Genomic DNA, 16129 nt, shown 5'->3' with positions numbered 1-16129 from the left:
CTCCGAAAAGCTTCCGTTAGTCGGCAGCCGCCTCGGCATCGCCGCCGATACGGCGCGACTGCAGAGTGGACACCTTGATGTTGCGGCGGGCTGCGACCGAACGCGGCGAATCCTGGTGCTTCAGCGCGTCGAAGGTCGCGCGCACCATGTTGTACGGGTTCGACGAGCCGATCGACTTCGCCACCACGTCCTGAACGCCGAGCGTCTCGAACACGGCGCGCATCGGGCCGCCGGCGATGATGCCGGTACCGGCCGGAGCTGCGCGCAGGTAGACACGGCCCGCGCCATGACGGCCGGCGATGTCGTGATGCAGCGTGCGGCCCTCGCGCAGCGAGACGCGGGTCAGGTTGCGTTTGGCGGACTCGGTCGCCTTGCGGATCGCCTCGGGCACTTCGCGCGCCTTGCCGTGACCGAAGCCGGCGCGGCCCTTCTGGTCGCCGATCACGACCAGCGCTGCGAAACCGAAGCGCTTGCCGCCCTTGACGACCTTGGCCACGCGGTTGATGTGGACGAGCTTGTCGACGAACTCGCTGTCGCGCTCCTCGCGCTCCCTGCGTTCACGTCCGCCGCCGCGTTGATCGCGTCCACCACGTTGTTCGCGTTCAGCTGCCATGGTTTTTCCAATCCTTCAGGGGCTTACGCCCCAATCCTCAAATTCTGTTAGAAGCTCAGCCCACTCTCACGCGCCGCATCGGCCAAAGCCTTGACGCGCCCGTGATAGAGATAGCTGCCGCGATCGAACACGACTTCCTTGACGCCCTTCTCGGCCGCGCGCTCGGCCAGCAACTTGCCGACCGCCTTCGCCGCATCGATGTCGGCACCGGTCTTGCCGCCGTCGCGCATCGACTTCTCGAGCGACGAGGCAGAGGCCAGCGTCTCGCCCTTCAGGTCGTCGATGACCTGGGCGTAGATGTGCTTGGACGAGCGGAACACCGACAGGCGCGGGCGGCCGCTGGCGGAGCGGCGCAGCTTCAGCCGCACACTCCGCTTGCGCCGGGCATTCGTAACCTTGGCTTTCGACATGACCGGCTCCGTTACTTCTTCTTGCCTTCCTTGCGGAAGATGAATTCGCCCACATACTTCACGCCCTTGCCCTTGTAGGGCTCCGGCGGACGGTAGGCGCGGATCTCGGCGGCGACCTGGCCGACGCGCTGGATGTCGCTGCCCGCCACCGTGATCTCGGTCGGCTTCGGCACCGTGATCGTGATCCCCTCGGGAATCGGATAGATCACGTCATGGCTGTAGCCGAGCGCGAGCTGCAGGTTCTTGCCCTGCATCGCGGCGCGATAGCCGACGCCGGTGATCTCGAGCTTCTTCTCGAAGCCCTTGGTGACGCCTTCGACCAGATTCGCGACCTGGGCGCGAGCGGTACCGTACAGCGCCCGCGCGCGGTTGGTCTCGGCTCGCGGCTTGACCTTGACCTGGCCGTTCTCGAGCTTCACCTCGACGTCGTCGTGGACGACGAACTGAAGCTGGCCCTTCGGCCCCTTCATCTTGACGGTCTGCCCATCGACGGTCGCGGTCACACCGGACGGAACCGCCACAGGCCTTTTGCCAACACGTGACATGGATCGAAAATCCTTCTCAGAACACCGTGAAGAGGACTTCACCGCCCACATTCGCGTCGCGCGCGCTGTGGTCGGCCATGATCCCCTTCGGCGTCGACAACACCGAAATGCCGAGTCCGTTGTTCACCCGCGGCAGGTTCTTCACCGAGGCGTAGACGCGGCGCCCCGGCTTGGAAACGCGTTCGATCTCGCGGATGACGGGCTCGCCGTCGAAATACTTCAGCTCGATCTCGATCTCGCTGCGGCCCGAGGAATGCTCGAGCGTGGCGTAACCGCGGATGTAGCCCTCGGCCTTCAGAACCTCGAGCACGTTCTCGCGCATCTTCGAACCGGGCGTCGAGACCTTGGTCTTCGAACGCATCTGCGCGTTGCGGATACGGGTGATCAGATCGCTGATTGGATCGTGCGTAGACATCTAAACGACCCTCCTTACCAGCTGGACTTCACGAGGCCCGGGACCATGCCCTTGGAGCCAAGGTCGCGCAGCGCGATACGGGACAGCTTGTTCTTGCGGTAGTTCGAGCGCGGGCGGCCCGACAGCTCGCAACGCAGGCGGATCCGGGTCGCCGACGAGTTGCGCGGCATTTCCGCCAGCTTCAGGGTCGCGGCGAACCGCTCCTCCATCGGCAGCGTCTTGTCGGCGATGATCGCCTTCAACCGCTCGCGCTTGGCGGCGGCGTTCTTCACCATCCGCTTGCGCCGGTTGTTCTTCTCGACTGAACTCTTCTTTGCCATGCTTGGCTCCTGGGTATCCGCGTTTGAGAGGCTCTAGGTCAGCGTCTCACTGCCGGAACGGGAAATTGAAAGCGGTCAACAAGGCCCTCGCCTCGTCGTCGGTCTTGGCCGTGGTGCAGACGGTGATGTCCATACCGCGGGCTTCCGTGACCTTGTCGAAGTCGATCTCGGGGAAAATGATGTGCTCCTTGATGCCGAGCGAGTAGTTGCCGCGGCCGTCGAAGCTCTTCGGGTTCAGGCCGCGGAAGTCGCGGACGCGCGGCAGCGCCACCGTAACCAGGCGGTCGATGAACTCGTACATGCGGGCCTTGCGCAGCGTGACCTTGCAGCCGATCGGCTGGTTCTCACGCAGCTTGAAGGTCGCGATCGCGATGCGCGAATAAGTCACAATCGCCTTCTGGCCGGCGATCTGGGTCAATTCGGCAGCGGCGGTCTCGGCCTTCTTGCGGTCGTTGACGGAATCGCCAACGCCCATGTTCAGCACGACCTTGTCCAGGCGCGGAACCTGCATGACGTTCTCGTAACCGAACTTCTCGGTCAGAGCAGTGCGGATCTTCGAATCATATTCCGCGCGCAGGCGCGGGGTGTAAGCGGCCTCAGCCATCGATCTCAGCTCCCGAGCTCTTGGCGATGCGGACCTTCTTGCCGTCCGCCAGAATCTTGAATCCGACGCGGGTCGGCTTTCCGTCCTTGCCGACATACGCGATGTTGGACAGTTGGATCGGCGCCTCTTTCGAGATGATGCCGCCCTCCTGGGCCTGCGTCTGCTTCTGGTGACGCTTGACCACGTTGATGCCGCGCACCAGCGCGGTACCGGCGTCGGGACGCACCTCGAACACCTCGCCGGTGCGGCCCTTGTCGCGGCCGGTCAGCACGACGACCTTGTCGCCCTTGCGGATCTTCGCAGCCATCACAGCACCTCCGGCGCGAGCGAGATGATCTTCATGTGGTTCTTGGCGCGCAGCTCGCGCGGCACGGGCCCGAAGATACGGGTGCCGACCGGCTCGGACTGGTTGTTGATCAGAACGGCGGCGTTGCGGTCGAAGCGGATGACCGAACCGTCGGCGCGGCGGATGTCCTTGCGGACGCGCACCACGACGGCCTTCATCACGTCGCCCTTCTTCACCTTGCCACGCGGAATCGCTTCCTTGATCGACACGACGATGATGTCGCCGATCGTGGCGTAGCGGCGCTTGGAACCCCCGAGCACCTTGATACACATGACACGGCGTGCGCCAGAATTGTCGGCCACGTCGAGGTTGGTCTGCATCTGAATCATTGATGCACCTCGTCCTCTTTCTCTTTGCGCCAGCCCAGCCGGCGCTCAACATTTCCCTGAAGTCAGCCGGCTAGAGCCAACAGATCAGGCGCTTTTCTTGTGTTCGCCCCGGATCACGACCCAGCGCTTCAACTTCGAAATCGGCTTCGTTTCCTCGATCCACACCATGTCGCCCGGCTTGAACTGGCTGCTCTCGTCGTGCGCGTGGTAGTTCTTCGAACGGCGGATCGTCTTCTTGTAGATCGGGTGCGTGAAGCGGCGATCGACGCGCACCACGATGGTCTTGGCCTGCTTGTCGCTGACGACCACGCCCTGCAAAGTACGTTTCGGCATCTTCGTAAGCCTCTTACTTCTTCTTCGCGCGCGTCTGCGCGGCGACGGTCTTGATCCGGGCGATGTCACGGCGGGCCTCGCGCAGGCGCGAGGTGTTCTCGAGCTGGCCGGTGGCGCGCTGGAAGCGCAGGTTGAAGCGCTCCTTCTTCAGGTTCAGGATGGCGTCATCCTGCTGATCGGGGCTCATCGCGCGGATGTCTTCGATCTTCATCTGGGCCATGGCCATTACTCCGCAATGCGCTCGACGAAGCGCGTCTTGATCGGCAGCTTGGCGGCCGCCAGCGTCAGCGCCTCACGCGCCGTCTGGGTGTTGACGCCGTCGATCTCGAACAGCACCCTGCCCGGCTTGACGCGCGCGACCCACAGTTCCGGCGATCCCTTGCCGGAGCCCATGCGGACTTCGGCCGGTTTCTTCGACACCGGAACGTCCGGGAACACGCGGATCCAGACGCGGCCGGCGCGCTTCATGTGACGGGTCAGCGCGCGGCGCGCGGCTTCGATCTGGCGCGCGGTGACGCGGTCAGGCTCGGTCGCCTTCAGGCCGAACTGGCCGAACGCCAACGTCGCGCCCGAAGACGCAACGCCGTGGATGCGGCCCTTATGCGCCTTCCGGAACTTCGTTTTCTTAGGTTGCATCATGGCTTTGAGCCCTCAAATTCCTGTGCGGCTTTAGGCTGCAGCCGTGTCGCGGCGCTGACGGCCACCACGATCGCCACTGCCGCCGGTCTCGCCTTCGGCCATTCTCTTGTCCTGGGCCATCGGATCGTGCTCGAGGATCTCACCCTTGAAGATCCAGACCTTGACGCCACAGGTGCCGAAGGTCGTGAACGCGGTCGCAACGCCGTAGTCGATATCCGCGCGCAGCGTGTGCAGCGGCACGCGGCCTTCGCGGTACCACTCCATGCGCGCGATTTCCGCACCGCCGAGGCGTCCTGAGCAGTTGATCCGGATGCCTTCCGCGCCGAGACGCATCGCCGACTGAACGGCGCGCTTCATGGCACGGCGGAACGCCACGCGGCGCTCGAGTTGCTGGGCGATCGACTCGGCCACCAGCGTCGCATCGAGCTCCGGCTTGCGGATCTCGACAATGTTGATGACGACGTCGGACGACGTGATGTCCGCGACCTTCTTGCGCAGCTTGTCGATGTCGGCACCCTTCTTGCCGATCACCACGCCCGGACGAGCCGAGTGGATGGTGACGCGGCACTTCTTGTGCGGACGCTCGATCACGATGCGGGCGACGGCAGCCTGCTTGAGCTCCTTGTGCAGGATCTCGCGGATCTTGACGTCCTCGTGCAGCAGCTTGCCATATTCCTGCTTGCCGGCGAACCAGCGGGAATCCCAGGTCCGGTTGATGCCGAGGCGCAGACCGATCGGATTGATCTTTTGACCCATCGTGTTCTCCTGCGCCCTTAAGCGGCTTCAGCTTCGACCTGACGAACGATGATCGTCAGCTGCGAAAACGGTTTGTAGACACGGCCCGAGCGGCCGCGACCGCGGGCGGCGAAGCGCTTCATCACGAGGCCGTTGCCGACGAAGGCCTGCGCCACGACGAGATCGTCGACGTCGAGGTCGTGGTTGTTCTCGGCGTTGGCGATAGCCGATTCCAGGCACTTCTTCACGTCGACCGCGATCCGCTTGCGCGAAAACTGCAGGTCGGCGAGCGCGGCAGACGCCTTCCGGCCGCGAATGAGCTGGGCGACCAGGTTGAGCTTCTGCGGGCTCACCCGCAGCATCCGGGCGACCGCCTTGGCCTCGTTCTCGGCGAGGCTCCGTTCGCGCTTTGGTTTGCTCATCGTTTAATCCTCAAGCCTTCTTGGCTTTCTTGTCGCCGGAGTGGCCATGGAAGGTCCGGGTCGGCGAGAACTCGCCGAACTTGTGGCCGACCATTTCCTCGTTGACGGCCACCGGCACGTGCTTTTGACCGTTGTAGACGCCGAAGGTCAGGCCGACGAACTGCGGCAGGATCGTCGAGCGACGGCTCCAGATCTTGATGACGTCGTGACGGCCGGACGCGCGCGCGGCATCTGCCTTCTTGAGCAGAGAACCCTCGACGAACGGGCCTTTCCAGACTGAACGAACCATGTCCGGCGTTCCTTACTTCTTCCGCTTGTGGCGGCTTAGGAGAATGAATTTGTTGGTCGACTTGTTGGTGCGCGTCTTCTTGCCCTTGGTCGGCTTGCCCCACGGCGTGACCGGGTGACGGCCGCCCGAGGTACGACCCTCACCACCGCCGTGCGGATGGTCGATCGGGTTCATCGAAACACCACGGTTATGCGGCTTGCGGCCAAGCCAACGGTTGCGGCCGGCCTTGCCGATCGAGGTGTTCATGTGATCCGGGTTCGACACTGCACCGATCGTGCCGCGGCAACGGCCGTGCACCAGGCGCTGCTCGCCCGAGTTCAGGCGGATGATGACGTAGTCCTGGTCGCGGCCGACGAGCTGGGCGTAGGTGCCGGCGGAACGGGCGAGCTGGCCGCCCTTCCCGATCTTGAGCTCGATGTTGTGGATGATCGTGCCAACCGGCATGTTGCCGAGCGGCATGACGTTGCCCGGCTTCACGTCGACGTAGTTGCCGGCGATGATGGTGTCACCCACGGCGAGGCGCTGCGGCGCCAGGATGTAGGCCTGCTCGCCATCCTGATACTTGATCAGCGCGATGAAGCCGCTGCGGTTCGGATCGTATTCCAGCCGCTCGACGGTCGCGGGAACGTCGATCTTCTCACGCTTGAAATCGACGGTGCGCAGCGTCCGCTTGTGACCGCCGCCACGGAAGCGCACGGTAATGCGACCGGTACTGTTGCGACCGCCCGAGGAGTGCTTGCCTTCGGTGAGCGCCTTGACCGGCTTGCCCTTGTACAGGGCCGAACGATCGACCATGACCAGCTGGCGCTGGCCGGGCGTCGTGGGATTGAATGTCTTCAGTGCCATCGTCGTACGACCTTACAGACCGGTGGTCACGTCGATCCGGTGTCCCTCTTCGAGGGTCACGATCGCGCGCTTGGAATTCGACTGCGAGCCGAGATTGCCGCGGAAGACCTTCGTCTTGCCCTTGCGGACCAGCGTGTTGACGCTCTTCACCTTGACGTCGAACAGCTTCTCGATCGCTTCCTTGATCTGCGGCTTGGTCGCCTTGGCGGCCACCTTGAACAGGACCTTGTTGTGCTCCGAGGCGATCGTGGCCTTCTCGGTCACGACCGGCGACAGGATCACGTCGTAATGGCGAGGCTCGATGTTCTTCGTCATTTGAAGCGCGCCTCCAGCGCATCGATGGCGGCCTTGGTCAGAACGAGCTTCTGACGGCGCAGGATGTCATAGACGTTGATGCCCTGGATCGGCAGCACGTCCATGTTCGGGATGTTGCGGGCCGCGGCGGCAAAGCCGTTGTTGAGCTCGGCGCCGTCGATGATCAGCGCGTTGGTGAGCCCGAGACCGGAGAAGTGGCCGAGCAGCGCTTTGGTCTTGGCGGCCTCGAGCGCGGCCTTCTCAATCACGACGAGATCGCCGTCCTTGGCCTTGGCCGAGAGCGCATGCTTGAGGGCGAGCGCGCGGACCTTCTTCGGCAGGTCGGTGGCGTGCGAACGCACCACCGGACCGAAGGCACGGCCGCCGCCGCGGAACTGCGGCACGCGGGCCGAGCCGTGACGGGCACCGCCGGTGCCCTTCTGCTTGTACATCTTCTTGCCGGTGCGCCAGATCTCGGCGCGACCCTTGGCCTTGTGCGTGCCGGCCTGCCGCTTGTTGAGCTGCCACTGCACGCAGCGCGCAATGATGTCCTCGCGCGGCTCGAGGCCGAAAATGGCGTCGGACAGCTGGACGGAGCCCGCTTCCTTACCTTCGAGGGTGGTGACCTTCAATTCCATCTCACGCCTCCTGCGCAGCCGGAGCGGCTTCCGCATCGCCAGCAACCTTGAACTTGCCGGGCTTCGGAGCTTCCTTCGGCAGCGGCTTCTTGACGGCGTCGCGCACGCGGATCCAGCCGCCCTTGGAGCCGGGAACGGCGCCTTCGACGAGGATCAGGCCGCGCTCGACATCGGTCTGGACGACGCGAAGGTTGAGCGTGGTGATGCGGTCGACACCCATGTGGCCGGGCATCTTCTTGTTCTTCCAGGTCTTGCCGGGGTCCTGACGGCCACCGGTCGAACCGATCGAGCGGTGCGAGATCGACACACCGTGGGTGGCGCGCAGACCGCCGAAGTTCCAGCGCTTCATGCCGCCGGCGAAGCCCTTACCGACCGAGGTGCCGGTGACGTCGACGAACTGGCCGACGACGAAATGATCGGCCTGGATCTCGGCGCCAACCGGGATCATGGCGTCCGCGGTGACGCGGAATTCCTCGACCCGGCGCTTCGGCTCGACCTTGGCGACCGCGAACTGGCCGCGCTCGGCCTTGGGCATGTAAACGGTCTTGCGGCTGCCCGAACCGAGCTGGAGCGCGACGTAACCGTTCTTGTCTTCGGTGCGGTGGCCTACGACCTGGCAATTGCCGAGCTTCAGCACGGTCACGGGAATATGTTCGCCGGCCTCCGTGAAGACCCGCGTCATCCCGACCTTTTGTGCGATCACTCCGGAGCGCATCGGCTTGCTTCCTGTTCTTTCTGTCCTTGCGGACTAGCTAATCTTCGTAGTGAGCAAGACCCGGTCCGAGAACCGGTGCCCACTTCGCGGGGTCTTGCTCAGAGCTTGATCTCGACGTCGACACCGGCGGCCAGGTCGAGCTTCATCAAAGCATCGACGGTCTGCGGGGTCGGATCGACGATGTCGAGCAGGCGCTTGTGAGTGCGCATCTCGAACTGTTCGCGGCTCTTCTTGTCGACGTGGGGCGAACGGTTGACGGTGAACTTCTCGATGCGGGTGGGCAGCGGGATGGGCCCGCGGACCTGCGCGCCGGTGCGCTTCGCCGTGTTCACGATCTCGCGGGTCGACGTATCGAGGATACGATGGTCGAACGCCTTGAGACGGATACGAATGTTTTGGCCGTTCATTGCCGTGCTTTCTTTGAGTAGAGTGGCGAGTAGCGAGTAGCGACTAGGAAATCCCTATTCGCCACTCACCATTCCCTATTCGCTTGTTACTCGATGATCGAGGCGACGACGCCGGCGCCGACGGTGCGGCCACCTTCGCGGATCGCGAAGCGGAGCTTCTCTTCCATCGCGATCGGCACGATCAGGTGCACTTCCATCGCGATGTTGTCGCCCGGCATCACCATCTCGGTGCCTTCCGGCAGGTGCACGACACCGGTCACGTCGGTGGTGCGGAAGTAGAACTGCGGACGGTAGTTGGTGAAGAACGGGGTGTGGCGGCCGCCCTCTTCCTTGGTGAGGATGTAGGCCTCAGCCTTGAACTTGGTGTGCGGCTTGACCGAACCCGGCTTGGCCAGAACCTGGCCGCGCTCGACGTCCTCGCGCTTGGTGCCGCGGAGCAGCGCGCCGATGTTGTCGCCGGCCTGACCCTGGTCGAGCAGCTTGCGGAACATTTCGACGCCGGTGACGGTGGTCTTCTGGGTGGCCCGGAGACCGACGATCTCGATTTCCTCGCCGACCTTGACGATGCCGCGCTCGACACGGCCGGTCACGACGGTGCCGCGGCCCGAGATCGAGAACACGTCTTCGACCGGCATCAGGAACGGCTGGTCGATCGGACGCTCCGGCTGCGGGATGTATTCGTCGACGTTGCGCATCAGCTCGAGGATGGCGTCGTGGCCGAGCTTCTTGTCGGAGTCTTCGAGAGCGGCCAGCGCCGAGCCCTTGATGATCGGGATCTTGTCACCGGGGAATTCGTACTTCGAGAGCAGCTCGCGGACTTCGAGCTCGACGAGCTCGAGCAGCTCCGGATCGTCGACCATGTCGCACTTGTTGAGGAACACGACGAGCGCGGGCACGCCGACCTGGCGGGCGAGCAAGATGTGCTCGCGGGTCTGCGGCATCGGGCCGTCAGCGGCCGACACGACCAGGATCGCACCGTCCATCTGGGCGGCGCCGGTGATCATGTTCTTGACGTAGTCGGCGTGGCCGGGGCAGTCGACGTGGGCGTAGTGGCGGTTCTGCGTCTCGTACTCGACGTGCGCGGTCGAGATGGTGATGCCGCGGGCCTTCTCTTCCGGCGCCTTGTCGATCTGGTCGTACGCGGTGAACGTCGCACCGCCGGTCTCGGCGAGGATCTTGGTGATCGCCGCGGTCAGCGACGTCTTGCCATGGTCGACGTGACCGATGGTGCCGATGTTGCAGTGCGGCTTGTTACGTTCAAACTTTGCTTTGGCCATTTGACTCTCCGTTCAATCGTCAGCTTGAGACCGACGACAATCAGGCAAACTTCTTCTGGACTTCTGCCGACACATTGGCCGGCGCTTCTGCGTAGTGGTCGAACTGCATAGTGAAGGTCGCGCGACCCTGGCTCATCGAGCGCAGATTGTTCACGTAACCGAACATGTTCATGAGCGGCACCATCGCGTTGATGACGTTGGCATTGCCGCGCATGTCCTGACCCTGGATCTGACCGCGCCGCGAATTCAGGTCGCCGATGACCGAACCGGTATAGTCTTCCGGCGTCACCACTTCGACCTTCATGATCGGCTCGAGCAGGACGGACTTGCCCATCTGCAGCGCTTCGCGGAAGCAGGCGCGCGAGGCGATTTCGAAGGCGAGCGCCGACGAGTCGACGTCGTGATACTTGCCGTCGACGAGCTGCACCTTGACGTCGACCACGGGGAAGCCCGCGACCACGCCGGACGACAGCACGCTCTCCAGGCCCTTCTCGACGCCGGGGATGTACTCCTTCGGCACCGCGCCGCCGACGATCTTCGACTCGAACTCGAAGCCCTTGCCGGCCTCGTTCGGCTCGACGATGAACGACACAGCCGCGAACTGGCCGGTACCGCCGGTCTGCTTCTTGTGGGTGTAGCTGTGCTCCACCCGCTTGGTGATGCGCTCACGGAACGCCACCTGCGGCGCGCCGATGTTGGCGTCGACCTTGTAGGTGCGCTTGAGGATGTCGACCTTGATGTCGAGATGCAGTTCGCCCATGCCCTTGAGGATGGTCTGGCCGGACTCGTGGTCGGTCGACACGCGGAAGGACGGATCCTCCGCGGCGAGCTTGGCCAGTGCCACGCCCAGCTTCTCCTGGTCGGCCTTGGACTTCGGCTCGATCGCGATCTCGATGACCGGCTCGGGGAATTCCATCTTCTCCAGGATCACCTGCTTGTCGGGATCGCACAGCGTGTCACCGGTGCGCGCTTCCTTCAGGCCGGCCAGCGCGACGATGTCGCCGGCATAGGCTTCCTTGATGTCCTCGCGGTTGTTCGCATGCATCAACAGCATGCGCCCGATGCGCTCCTTCTTCTCGCGGGTCGAGTTCACGACGCCGGTGCCGCTCTGCAGAATGCCGGAATAGATGCGGCAGAAGGTGATGGTGCCGACGAACGGGTCGTCCATGATCTTGAACGCGAGCAGCGCCAGGGGCTCCTTGTCGTCCGCCTTGCGCACGACTTCGTTGCCCTTGTCGTCGGTGCCCTTGATCGCGGGCACGTCGAGCGGCGACGGCAGGTAGTCGACGACGGCGTCGAGCAGCGGCTGCACGCCCTTGTTCTTGAACGCGGAGCCGCACAGCACGGGATAGAACGCGCCGGTCAGCACCGCCTTGCGGATCAGACGCTTCAGGGTCGCCTCGTCCGGCTCCTTGCCGTCGAGATAGGCGGCCATGGCGTCGTCGTCGAGCTCGACGGCGGCTTCCACCATCTTCTCGCGATATTCCTTGGCCTGCTCGACCATGTCTTCCGGAATGTCGACATAGTCGAACTTCGCGCCGAGCGATTCATCGTTCCAGACGACGCCCTGCATCTTCACGAGGTCGACGAGACCCTTGAAGTTGTTTTCGGCACCGATCGGAAGCTGGATCGCGACGGGCTTGGCGCCCAGACGGTCGACGATATCAGCCAGACACTTGAAGAAGTCGGCACCGATCTTGTCCATCTTGTTGGCGAAGACGATGCGCGGAACCTTGTACTTGTCGCCCTGGCGCCAGACGGTTTCGGTCTGGGGCTCGACGCCCTGGTTGGAGTCGAGCACGCAGACGGCGCCGTCGAGCACGCGCAAGCTACGCTCGACCTCGATGGTGAAGTCGACGTGGCCGGGGGTGTCGATGATGTTCAGGCGCTTGCCGTTCCAGAACGCGGTGGTCGCAGCCGAGGTGATCGTGATGCCCCGCTCCTGCTCCTGCTCCATCCAGTCCATCGTCGCGGCACCTTCGTGCACTTCGCCGATCTTGTGGCTCTTGCCGGTGTAGTAGAGGATGCGCTCGGTCGTCGTCGTCTTGCCGGCGTCGATATGCGCCATGATACCGAAGTTACGGTAGTCCTCGATGGCATGTTGGCGGGGCATGGGGTGTTCCTTGCGAGTCCGTTTGTTTCGCCGTTACCAGCGATAGTGCGAGAAGGCGCGGTTGGCTTCCGCCATGCGGTGCACGTCTTCGCGCTTCTTGACGGCGTTCCCCCGGTTGTTCGATGCGTCCAAGAGCTCCGCCGAGAGCCGCTCGGTCATCGTCTTCTCGTTGCGCTCGCGCGCGGCCGCGATCAGCCAGCGAATGCCGAGGGCCTGGCGGCGGGTCGAGCGAACCTCGACCGGAACCTGGTAGGTCGCGCCGCCGACGCGGCGGGAGCGAACCTCGATGGTCGGCATGACGTTCTCGAGCGCCTGCTCGAACACGCCGAGCGGGTTCTGCTTGGTCTTGCTCTCGATGATGCCGAACGCACCATAGACGATGCCTTCCGCAACCGACTTCTTGCCGGCGTACATCACCGAGTTCATGAACTTCGTGACGATGATGTTCCCGAACTTCGGATCCGGGAGAACTTCGCGCTTTTCCGCAGAGTGGCGACGAGACATAGGCTTGGTTCCCGCTTACTTCGGACGCTTGGCGCCGTACTTCGAACGACGCTGCTTACGGTTCTTGACGCCCTGGGTATCCAGAACGCCGCGGAGGATGTGGTAGCGCACGCCCGGCAAGTCCTTGACGCGGCCGCCGCGGATCATGACCACCGAATGCTCCTGGAGGTTATGGCCCTCACCGGGGATGTAGCCGATCACCTCGAAGCCGTTGGTCAGGCGCACCTTGGCGACCTTACGAAGCGCCGAGTTCGGCTTCTTCGGGGTCGTGGTGTAGACGCGGGTGCAAACACCACGCTTCTGCGGCGACTGCTGCAGCGCCGGCACCTTCTTGCGCGACTTCTGCACTTCCCGCGGTTGAGCGATCAGCTGGTTGATCGTCGGCATCCTGGCCTTACCCTTTGTTCTGCCGCGGCCCCTTTCGGGTCCGCTGTCTTGCCGCGGCCCGTTGCCGGGACCGCAAATTCTTTCGAGCCACCCGCCCGAGGGGGCCGCCTCGCGCGGAACGATCCGCGCAAAGCGAAATTGCGCCAACCGCTCCATCAACGAGCGGAAAGCGCTTCGACGCCACAGAGGACCGCAGTCTTTAGGCCGTCAGCTCAAAGCCGCGGCCCGCACACTGAGGTCATGCATCCGAATTCGATCTCGAGAGAACTTGCTCAAGAGAACTAAAGTCGCACTGGCATTGCCTAGCTATGATCGACAGCGTTTGAGCGGCATTCGTCGAGGTTGGTGCCCGCCTTGAGCGATCCTTTTGAAGCAAGTTCTGGGGATCAACGGGTGGCCCGTTCCGACGCTGGCGATGCTCACCGCCTGTCGTTAAGTGAGGCGCTTTCTATAGGCGAGAATCGGTCCAGTCAAGGCGAAACGACAGTCACGAAGCGCTTCAGGAGCCTTGGCAAATCGCTGTCTGCGGCCTCGCCGCACCGTCCTGATATAGGCGCGCAGCCTTCAATCCGCCACCCTGCGGCCGGATTAAATCCGGGTACAAAGCAATTATATAACTCTCAGCGAGGGCCTGGGCTTTTAATCCGTTAACAAGGGTTAATCTCTTGGCTCCGGCAACACTCCGGGAGGGAACGCCGCCTCATCGGCGCAGCGTGGCCGGGCTCGACCGGGGCCGCCGATATCGCCGCTTGAGCCTTTGGCCGACCCATCCGCATGAGCCATCCGATCGATTCTCCGAATCGACGAACGCACCGTCAGAAGCGGACCGCACGAATGACGATCACCGGAATCACTGCGGCCGATCAATCCCGATCGTCGCCGTCCTCATCGTCCTCGAGGTCGTCTTCGTCCTCTTCGTCTTCCTGGTCCCTGCCGTCGTCGTCATGAGCCGCCGCGCCATGCGACTGATGGATCTGGTCGTTCCAGAGCTTGCGATAGGTCCCGTTCCTGGCAAGCAACTGGGCATGCGAGCCGCGCTCGATCGCCCTGCCCCCTGAAATCACGATGATCTCGTCCATCTCGACCACCGAGGTCAGGCGGTGGGTCGACCAGATCAGGGTGCGGCCCTTGGCGACCTTGAGCAGCGTGCGGTTGATCGCCGCTTCCGTGGTCTGGTCCAGCGCCGAGGTGGCTTCATCCAGCAGCAGCACCGACGGGTTACGGATAATCGCGCGTGCGATTGCGATGCGCTGGCGCTGGCCGCCCGACAGCGTGTCGCCCCGCTCGCCCACCGGCGTGTCGTAGCGCTGCGGCAGGCTCATGATGTAGCGGTGGATCTCGGCCTTCTTGGCCGCCTCCTCCACCTCCTCATCGGTCGCGCCCTCCTTGCCGAGCCGAATATTCTCACGGATAGACATGTTGAAAAGCATGTTCTCCTGGAACACCACCGCCATGCTCCGGCGCAGCGAATCCAGCGTCACCTTGCGGACATCGACGCCGTCGATGGTGACGCGGCCTTCGTCCGGCACGTAAAGCCGCAGGATCAGATTGAGCAGCGTGCTCTTGCCGGAGCCGCTCGGACCGACGATCGCGATGCGCTTGCCGGCATTGAGCTTGAGGCTGAAATTGTCCAGCACCGCCGTCTGGCTGCCCTCGTACCGAAAGGTGACGCGATCGAAGGTGATGTCGTTGGTAATGCGCGGCAGATCGGGCGCACCCGGGCGATCGGCGCCACGAGTCGGCTCATCGAGCAATTCCTGGATGTGCCGGATCGCGGCGGCCGAGGAGATCGAAACCGGGACGAAATGCATCAGATGGGCGATGTTGTAGGAGACCTCCCAGAACGCGCTCTCGAAGGTGACGAAGGTTCCGATGGTGATCTGGCCCGTTGTCGCGAGATACGCGCCGATCGCTAGCACCACGAGGTGCAGGAGCAGCACCGAGATGGTCACCGTTCGCTCCACCATGGTCGAGAGGAAAGTGGCCGCAGCGATCTTGTTGCGGGTCTCGTCGTTGCGCAAGGTGAAGAAGCCGAACATCTTGCGTTGCAGGCTGAACGCCTTGATCACGGCCTGGGCCGCCACGTTCTCCTGCACCATGCCGAGCATTGCGCTCTCGTTGAGCTTCTGCTCGTAATTGGCCTGCACCGCCTTGGGAGTCAGGATACGCGGACCGATCAGCGTGATCGGGAACACCAGCAGCGCGACCACGGCAAGCTGCCAGTTGAGGAACAACATCAGGATGATGCCGGCGATCAGTTCCAGGAACGGCAGCGCGGCACTGTTGGCGAACGTCTTGACCGAGCCTTCGAAGGCCGAGAGATCGACCGAAAAGCGCGACAGGATCTCGCCGCGCTTGGTACGGCCGAAATAGGCGGCCGGCAGGTCCTGGACGTGCTCGAACAGCCGTTTGCGGACATCGGAGATGATGCACGCGGCAAGCCGCGCGTCCCAGCGCTCGTACCAGACGGCGACGATCGAGGTGAAGATGCCGGCGACTGCGAGCACGCCGAGGATCTTGTAGAGCGCCTGAAAATCCTCCTCGCCAAGCGCGTCGTCGATCAGGAATTTGAGGCTGAGCGGCATGATGACGTTGAACAACGTCTCGACCACGACGCCGAATGCCACGAATGACAGCATCCGCTTGTAATTGGAGAGATAGGGCTTGACGAAGCCGAGGATAGTCGCGAGCGCACCGGCGGCTTCGCGCGCCGTGAAGACGACGAGGTCCTCGTCCTCATCGTCGTCGTCGAGTTCCAGCCCGTCATCCTCCTCGTCGTCCTCGTCCTCGTCGGGTTCGAGGTCCGGATTGACGCGAGCAAGCTTATCCTCGAGCTCGGCCGCGTCTTCCGCGGCGGCCTTCTGTTTGTCGGGCGGGAGGGGCTTGGACGCCATGAAACCAACCGATGCTGACGGCCGGCATGACCGCAGAGAAGCAGGAAACAGCGG

General features: G+C 63.5%; 24 protein-coding genes. All 24 read right to left on the bottom strand.

Going from position 1 to position 16129, the window contains the following annotated elements; translation table 11 throughout:
• Positions 1-16: 16 nt before the first annotated feature.
• The 24 genes from rpsE to AC3WLX_RS22195 all read right to left on the bottom strand — a co-directional run bounded on the left by rpsE (position 17) and on the right by AC3WLX_RS22195 (position 16075).
• Positions 17-613, bottom strand: a complete 597-nt coding sequence (gene rpsE / locus AC3WLX_RS22310; RefSeq protein ID WP_014494507.1) for a 30S ribosomal protein S5 — start codon at positions 611-613, stop codon at positions 17-19.
• Between the two features lie 47 nt (positions 614-660).
• Positions 661-1023, bottom strand: a complete 363-nt coding sequence (gene rplR, locus AC3WLX_RS22305) for a 50S ribosomal protein L18 (RefSeq protein ID WP_291625044.1) — start codon at positions 1021-1023, stop codon at positions 661-663.
• Between the two features lie 11 nt (positions 1024-1034).
• Positions 1035-1568 carry a 50S ribosomal protein L6 gene (gene rplF / locus AC3WLX_RS22300; protein ID WP_291625046.1) on the bottom strand — a complete coding sequence of 178 codons (534 nt, stop codon included), beginning with the start codon at positions 1566-1568 and terminating at the stop codon, positions 1035-1037.
• A 16-nt stretch (positions 1569-1584) separates the two neighbouring features.
• The gene (gene rpsH, locus AC3WLX_RS22295) at positions 1585-1983 is read right to left on the bottom strand and encodes a 30S ribosomal protein S8 (protein ID WP_024342456.1); all 399 of its coding nucleotides are present in this window, start codon (positions 1981-1983) and stop codon (positions 1585-1587) included.
• Positions 1984-1997: 14 nt separating this feature from the next.
• Positions 1998-2303, bottom strand: coding sequence for a 30S ribosomal protein S14 (gene rpsN / locus AC3WLX_RS22290; protein WP_024342455.1), 306 nt, complete (start codon positions 2301-2303; stop codon positions 1998-2000).
• A 46-nt stretch (positions 2304-2349) separates the two neighbouring features.
• Positions 2350-2907, bottom strand: a complete 558-nt coding sequence (gene rplE, locus AC3WLX_RS22285) for a 50S ribosomal protein L5 (RefSeq protein ID WP_492337596.1) — start codon at positions 2905-2907, stop codon at positions 2350-2352.
• On the bottom strand, positions 2900-3214 hold the full coding sequence (gene rplX / locus AC3WLX_RS22280) for a 50S ribosomal protein L24 (protein ID WP_008549245.1): 315 nt from the start codon (positions 3212-3214) through the stop codon (positions 2900-2902). The genes rplE and rplX overlap by 8 nt, the downstream gene beginning before the upstream one ends.
• Complete coding sequence (gene rplN / locus AC3WLX_RS22275; protein WP_007603030.1) at positions 3214-3582, bottom strand: 50S ribosomal protein L14; 369 nt, start codon at positions 3580-3582, stop codon at positions 3214-3216. Before rplN ends, rplX begins: the two co-directional genes overlap by 1 nt.
• 84 nt (positions 3583-3666) lie before the next feature.
• Positions 3667-3915: a 30S ribosomal protein S17 gene (gene rpsQ / locus AC3WLX_RS22270; RefSeq protein WP_438737544.1), complete on the bottom strand. Its 249-nt coding sequence runs from the start codon at positions 3913-3915 to the stop codon at positions 3667-3669.
• Positions 3916-3928: 13 nt separating this feature from the next.
• Complete coding sequence (gene rpmC / locus AC3WLX_RS22265; protein WP_011088144.1) at positions 3929-4135, bottom strand: 50S ribosomal protein L29; 207 nt, start codon at positions 4133-4135, stop codon at positions 3929-3931.
• Positions 4136-4140: 5 nt separating this feature from the next.
• Entirely contained in the window at positions 4141-4554 is a 414-nt protein-coding gene (rplP, locus tag AC3WLX_RS22260; RefSeq protein ID WP_492337595.1) for a 50S ribosomal protein L16, read from the bottom strand.
• Positions 4555-4584: 30 nt separating this feature from the next.
• Positions 4585-5310 (bottom strand): 30S ribosomal protein S3, encoded by a 726-nt coding sequence (gene rpsC / locus AC3WLX_RS22255; RefSeq protein WP_014494500.1) that lies wholly within the window; start codon positions 5308-5310, stop codon positions 4585-4587.
• Between the two features lie 17 nt (positions 5311-5327).
• A complete protein-coding gene (gene rplV / locus AC3WLX_RS22250; protein ID WP_131867589.1) occupies positions 5328-5711 on the bottom strand; it encodes a 50S ribosomal protein L22 in 384 nt (127 codons plus the stop codon).
• Between the two features lie 10 nt (positions 5712-5721).
• A complete protein-coding gene (rpsS, locus tag AC3WLX_RS22245) occupies positions 5722-6000 on the bottom strand; it encodes a 30S ribosomal protein S19 (RefSeq protein ID WP_008136357.1) in 279 nt (92 codons plus the stop codon).
• A gap of 12 nt (positions 6001-6012) precedes the next feature.
• Positions 6013-6846 carry a 50S ribosomal protein L2 gene (rplB, locus tag AC3WLX_RS22240; protein ID WP_091957434.1) on the bottom strand — a complete coding sequence of 278 codons (834 nt, stop codon included), beginning with the start codon at positions 6844-6846 and terminating at the stop codon, positions 6013-6015.
• 12 nt (positions 6847-6858) lie between these two features.
• On the bottom strand, positions 6859-7161 hold the full coding sequence (locus AC3WLX_RS22235; RefSeq protein WP_008136362.1) for a 50S ribosomal protein L23: 303 nt from the start codon (positions 7159-7161) through the stop codon (positions 6859-6861).
• Positions 7158-7778 (bottom strand): 50S ribosomal protein L4, encoded by a 621-nt coding sequence (rplD, locus tag AC3WLX_RS22230; RefSeq protein ID WP_018647243.1) that lies wholly within the window; start codon positions 7776-7778, stop codon positions 7158-7160. Before rplD ends, AC3WLX_RS22235 begins: the two co-directional genes overlap by 4 nt.
• 1 nt (position 7779) lies before the next feature.
• A complete protein-coding gene (gene rplC, locus AC3WLX_RS22225) occupies positions 7780-8493 on the bottom strand; it encodes a 50S ribosomal protein L3 (RefSeq protein ID WP_291628804.1) in 714 nt (237 codons plus the stop codon).
• A 98-nt stretch (positions 8494-8591) separates the two neighbouring features.
• Positions 8592-8900, bottom strand: a complete 309-nt coding sequence (gene rpsJ, locus AC3WLX_RS22220; protein WP_002712302.1) for a 30S ribosomal protein S10 — start codon at positions 8898-8900, stop codon at positions 8592-8594.
• Between the two features lie 86 nt (positions 8901-8986).
• Positions 8987-10177, bottom strand: coding sequence for an elongation factor Tu (gene tuf / locus AC3WLX_RS22215; RefSeq protein ID WP_459604118.1), 1191 nt, complete (start codon positions 10175-10177; stop codon positions 8987-8989).
• 40 nt (positions 10178-10217) lie between these two features.
• Positions 10218-12290 (bottom strand): elongation factor G, encoded by a 2073-nt coding sequence (gene fusA / locus AC3WLX_RS22210; RefSeq protein ID WP_492337594.1) that lies wholly within the window; start codon positions 12288-12290, stop codon positions 10218-10220.
• 33 nt (positions 12291-12323) lie between these two features.
• Entirely contained in the window at positions 12324-12794 is a 471-nt protein-coding gene (rpsG, locus tag AC3WLX_RS22205) for a 30S ribosomal protein S7 (protein WP_018647239.1), read from the bottom strand.
• Positions 12795-12809: 15 nt separating this feature from the next.
• On the bottom strand, positions 12810-13181 hold the full coding sequence (rpsL, locus tag AC3WLX_RS22200; RefSeq protein WP_007603006.1) for a 30S ribosomal protein S12: 372 nt from the start codon (positions 13179-13181) through the stop codon (positions 12810-12812).
• Positions 13182-14044: 863 nt separating this feature from the next.
• Entirely contained in the window at positions 14045-16075 is a 2031-nt protein-coding gene (locus AC3WLX_RS22195) for an ABC transporter ATP-binding protein (RefSeq protein ID WP_492337593.1), read from the bottom strand.
• Between the last annotated feature and the right edge of the window lie 54 nt (positions 16076-16129).

Source organism: Bradyrhizobium sp. FW305-F6, assembly GCF_058782905.1.
This window is presented reverse-complemented; position numbering and strand designations above follow the sequence as displayed.

Coding starts and splice junctions, on each gene's coding strand:
- rplE (WP_492337596.1), bottom strand. CDS start 2,907: ATGGCTGAGGCCGCTTACACCCCGCGCCTGCGCGCGGAATATGATTCG.
- rpmC (WP_011088144.1), bottom strand. CDS start 4,135: ATGGCCCAGATGAAGATCGAAGACATCCGCGCGATGAGCCCCGATCAG.
- rpsG (WP_018647239.1), bottom strand. CDS start 12,794: ATGTCTCGTCGCCACTCTGCGGAAAAGCGCGAAGTTCTCCCGGATCCG.
- AC3WLX_RS22235 (WP_008136362.1), bottom strand. CDS start 7,161: ATGACGAAGAACATCGAGCCTCGCCATTACGACGTGATCCTGTCGCCG.
- AC3WLX_RS22195 (WP_492337593.1), bottom strand. CDS start 16,075: ATGGCGTCCAAGCCCCTCCCGCCCGACAAACAGAAGGCCGCCGCGGAA.
- rplC (WP_291628804.1), bottom strand. CDS start 8,493: ATGCGCTCCGGAGTGATCGCACAAAAGGTCGGGATGACGCGGGTCTTC.
- rpsH (WP_024342456.1), bottom strand. CDS start 1,983: ATGTCTACGCACGATCCAATCAGCGATCTGATCACCCGTATCCGCAAC.
- rplV (WP_131867589.1), bottom strand. CDS start 5,711: ATGAGCAAACCAAAGCGCGAACGGAGCCTCGCCGAGAACGAGGCCAAG.
- rpsE (WP_014494507.1), bottom strand. CDS start 613: ATGGCAGCTGAACGCGAACAACGTGGTGGACGCGATCAACGCGGCGGC.
- rplF (WP_291625046.1), bottom strand. CDS start 1,568: ATGTCACGTGTTGGCAAAAGGCCTGTGGCGGTTCCGTCCGGTGTGACC.
- rplB (WP_091957434.1), bottom strand. CDS start 6,846: ATGGCACTGAAGACATTCAATCCCACGACGCCCGGCCAGCGCCAGCTG.
- rplX (WP_008549245.1), bottom strand. CDS start 3,214: ATGGCTGCGAAGATCCGCAAGGGCGACAAGGTCGTCGTGCTGACCGGC.
- rpsC (WP_014494500.1), bottom strand. CDS start 5,310: ATGGGTCAAAAGATCAATCCGATCGGTCTGCGCCTCGGCATCAACCGG.
- rplN (WP_007603030.1), bottom strand. CDS start 3,582: ATGATTCAGATGCAGACCAACCTCGACGTGGCCGACAATTCTGGCGCA.
- fusA (WP_492337594.1), bottom strand. CDS start 12,290: ATGCCCCGCCAACATGCCATCGAGGACTACCGTAACTTCGGTATCATG.
- tuf (WP_459604118.1), bottom strand. CDS start 10,177: ATGGCCAAAGCAAAGTTTGAACGTAACAAGCCGCACTGCAACATCGGC.
- rpsQ (WP_438737544.1), bottom strand. CDS start 3,915: ATGCCGAAACGTACTTTGCAGGGCGTGGTCGTCAGCGACAAGCAGGCC.
- rpsL (WP_007603006.1), bottom strand. CDS start 13,181: ATGCCGACGATCAACCAGCTGATCGCTCAACCGCGGGAAGTGCAGAAG.
- rplP (WP_492337595.1), bottom strand. CDS start 4,554: ATGATGCAACCTAAGAAAACGAAGTTCCGGAAGGCGCATAAGGGCCGC.
- rplR (WP_291625044.1), bottom strand. CDS start 1,023: ATGTCGAAAGCCAAGGTTACGAATGCCCGGCGCAAGCGGAGTGTGCGG.
- rpsJ (WP_002712302.1), bottom strand. CDS start 8,900: ATGAACGGCCAAAACATTCGTATCCGTCTCAAGGCGTTCGACCATCGT.
- rpsS (WP_008136357.1), bottom strand. CDS start 6,000: ATGGTTCGTTCAGTCTGGAAAGGCCCGTTCGTCGAGGGTTCTCTGCTC.
- rpsN (WP_024342455.1), bottom strand. CDS start 2,303: ATGGCAAAGAAGAGTTCAGTCGAGAAGAACAACCGGCGCAAGCGGATG.
- rplD (WP_018647243.1), bottom strand. CDS start 7,778: ATGGAATTGAAGGTCACCACCCTCGAAGGTAAGGAAGCGGGCTCCGTC.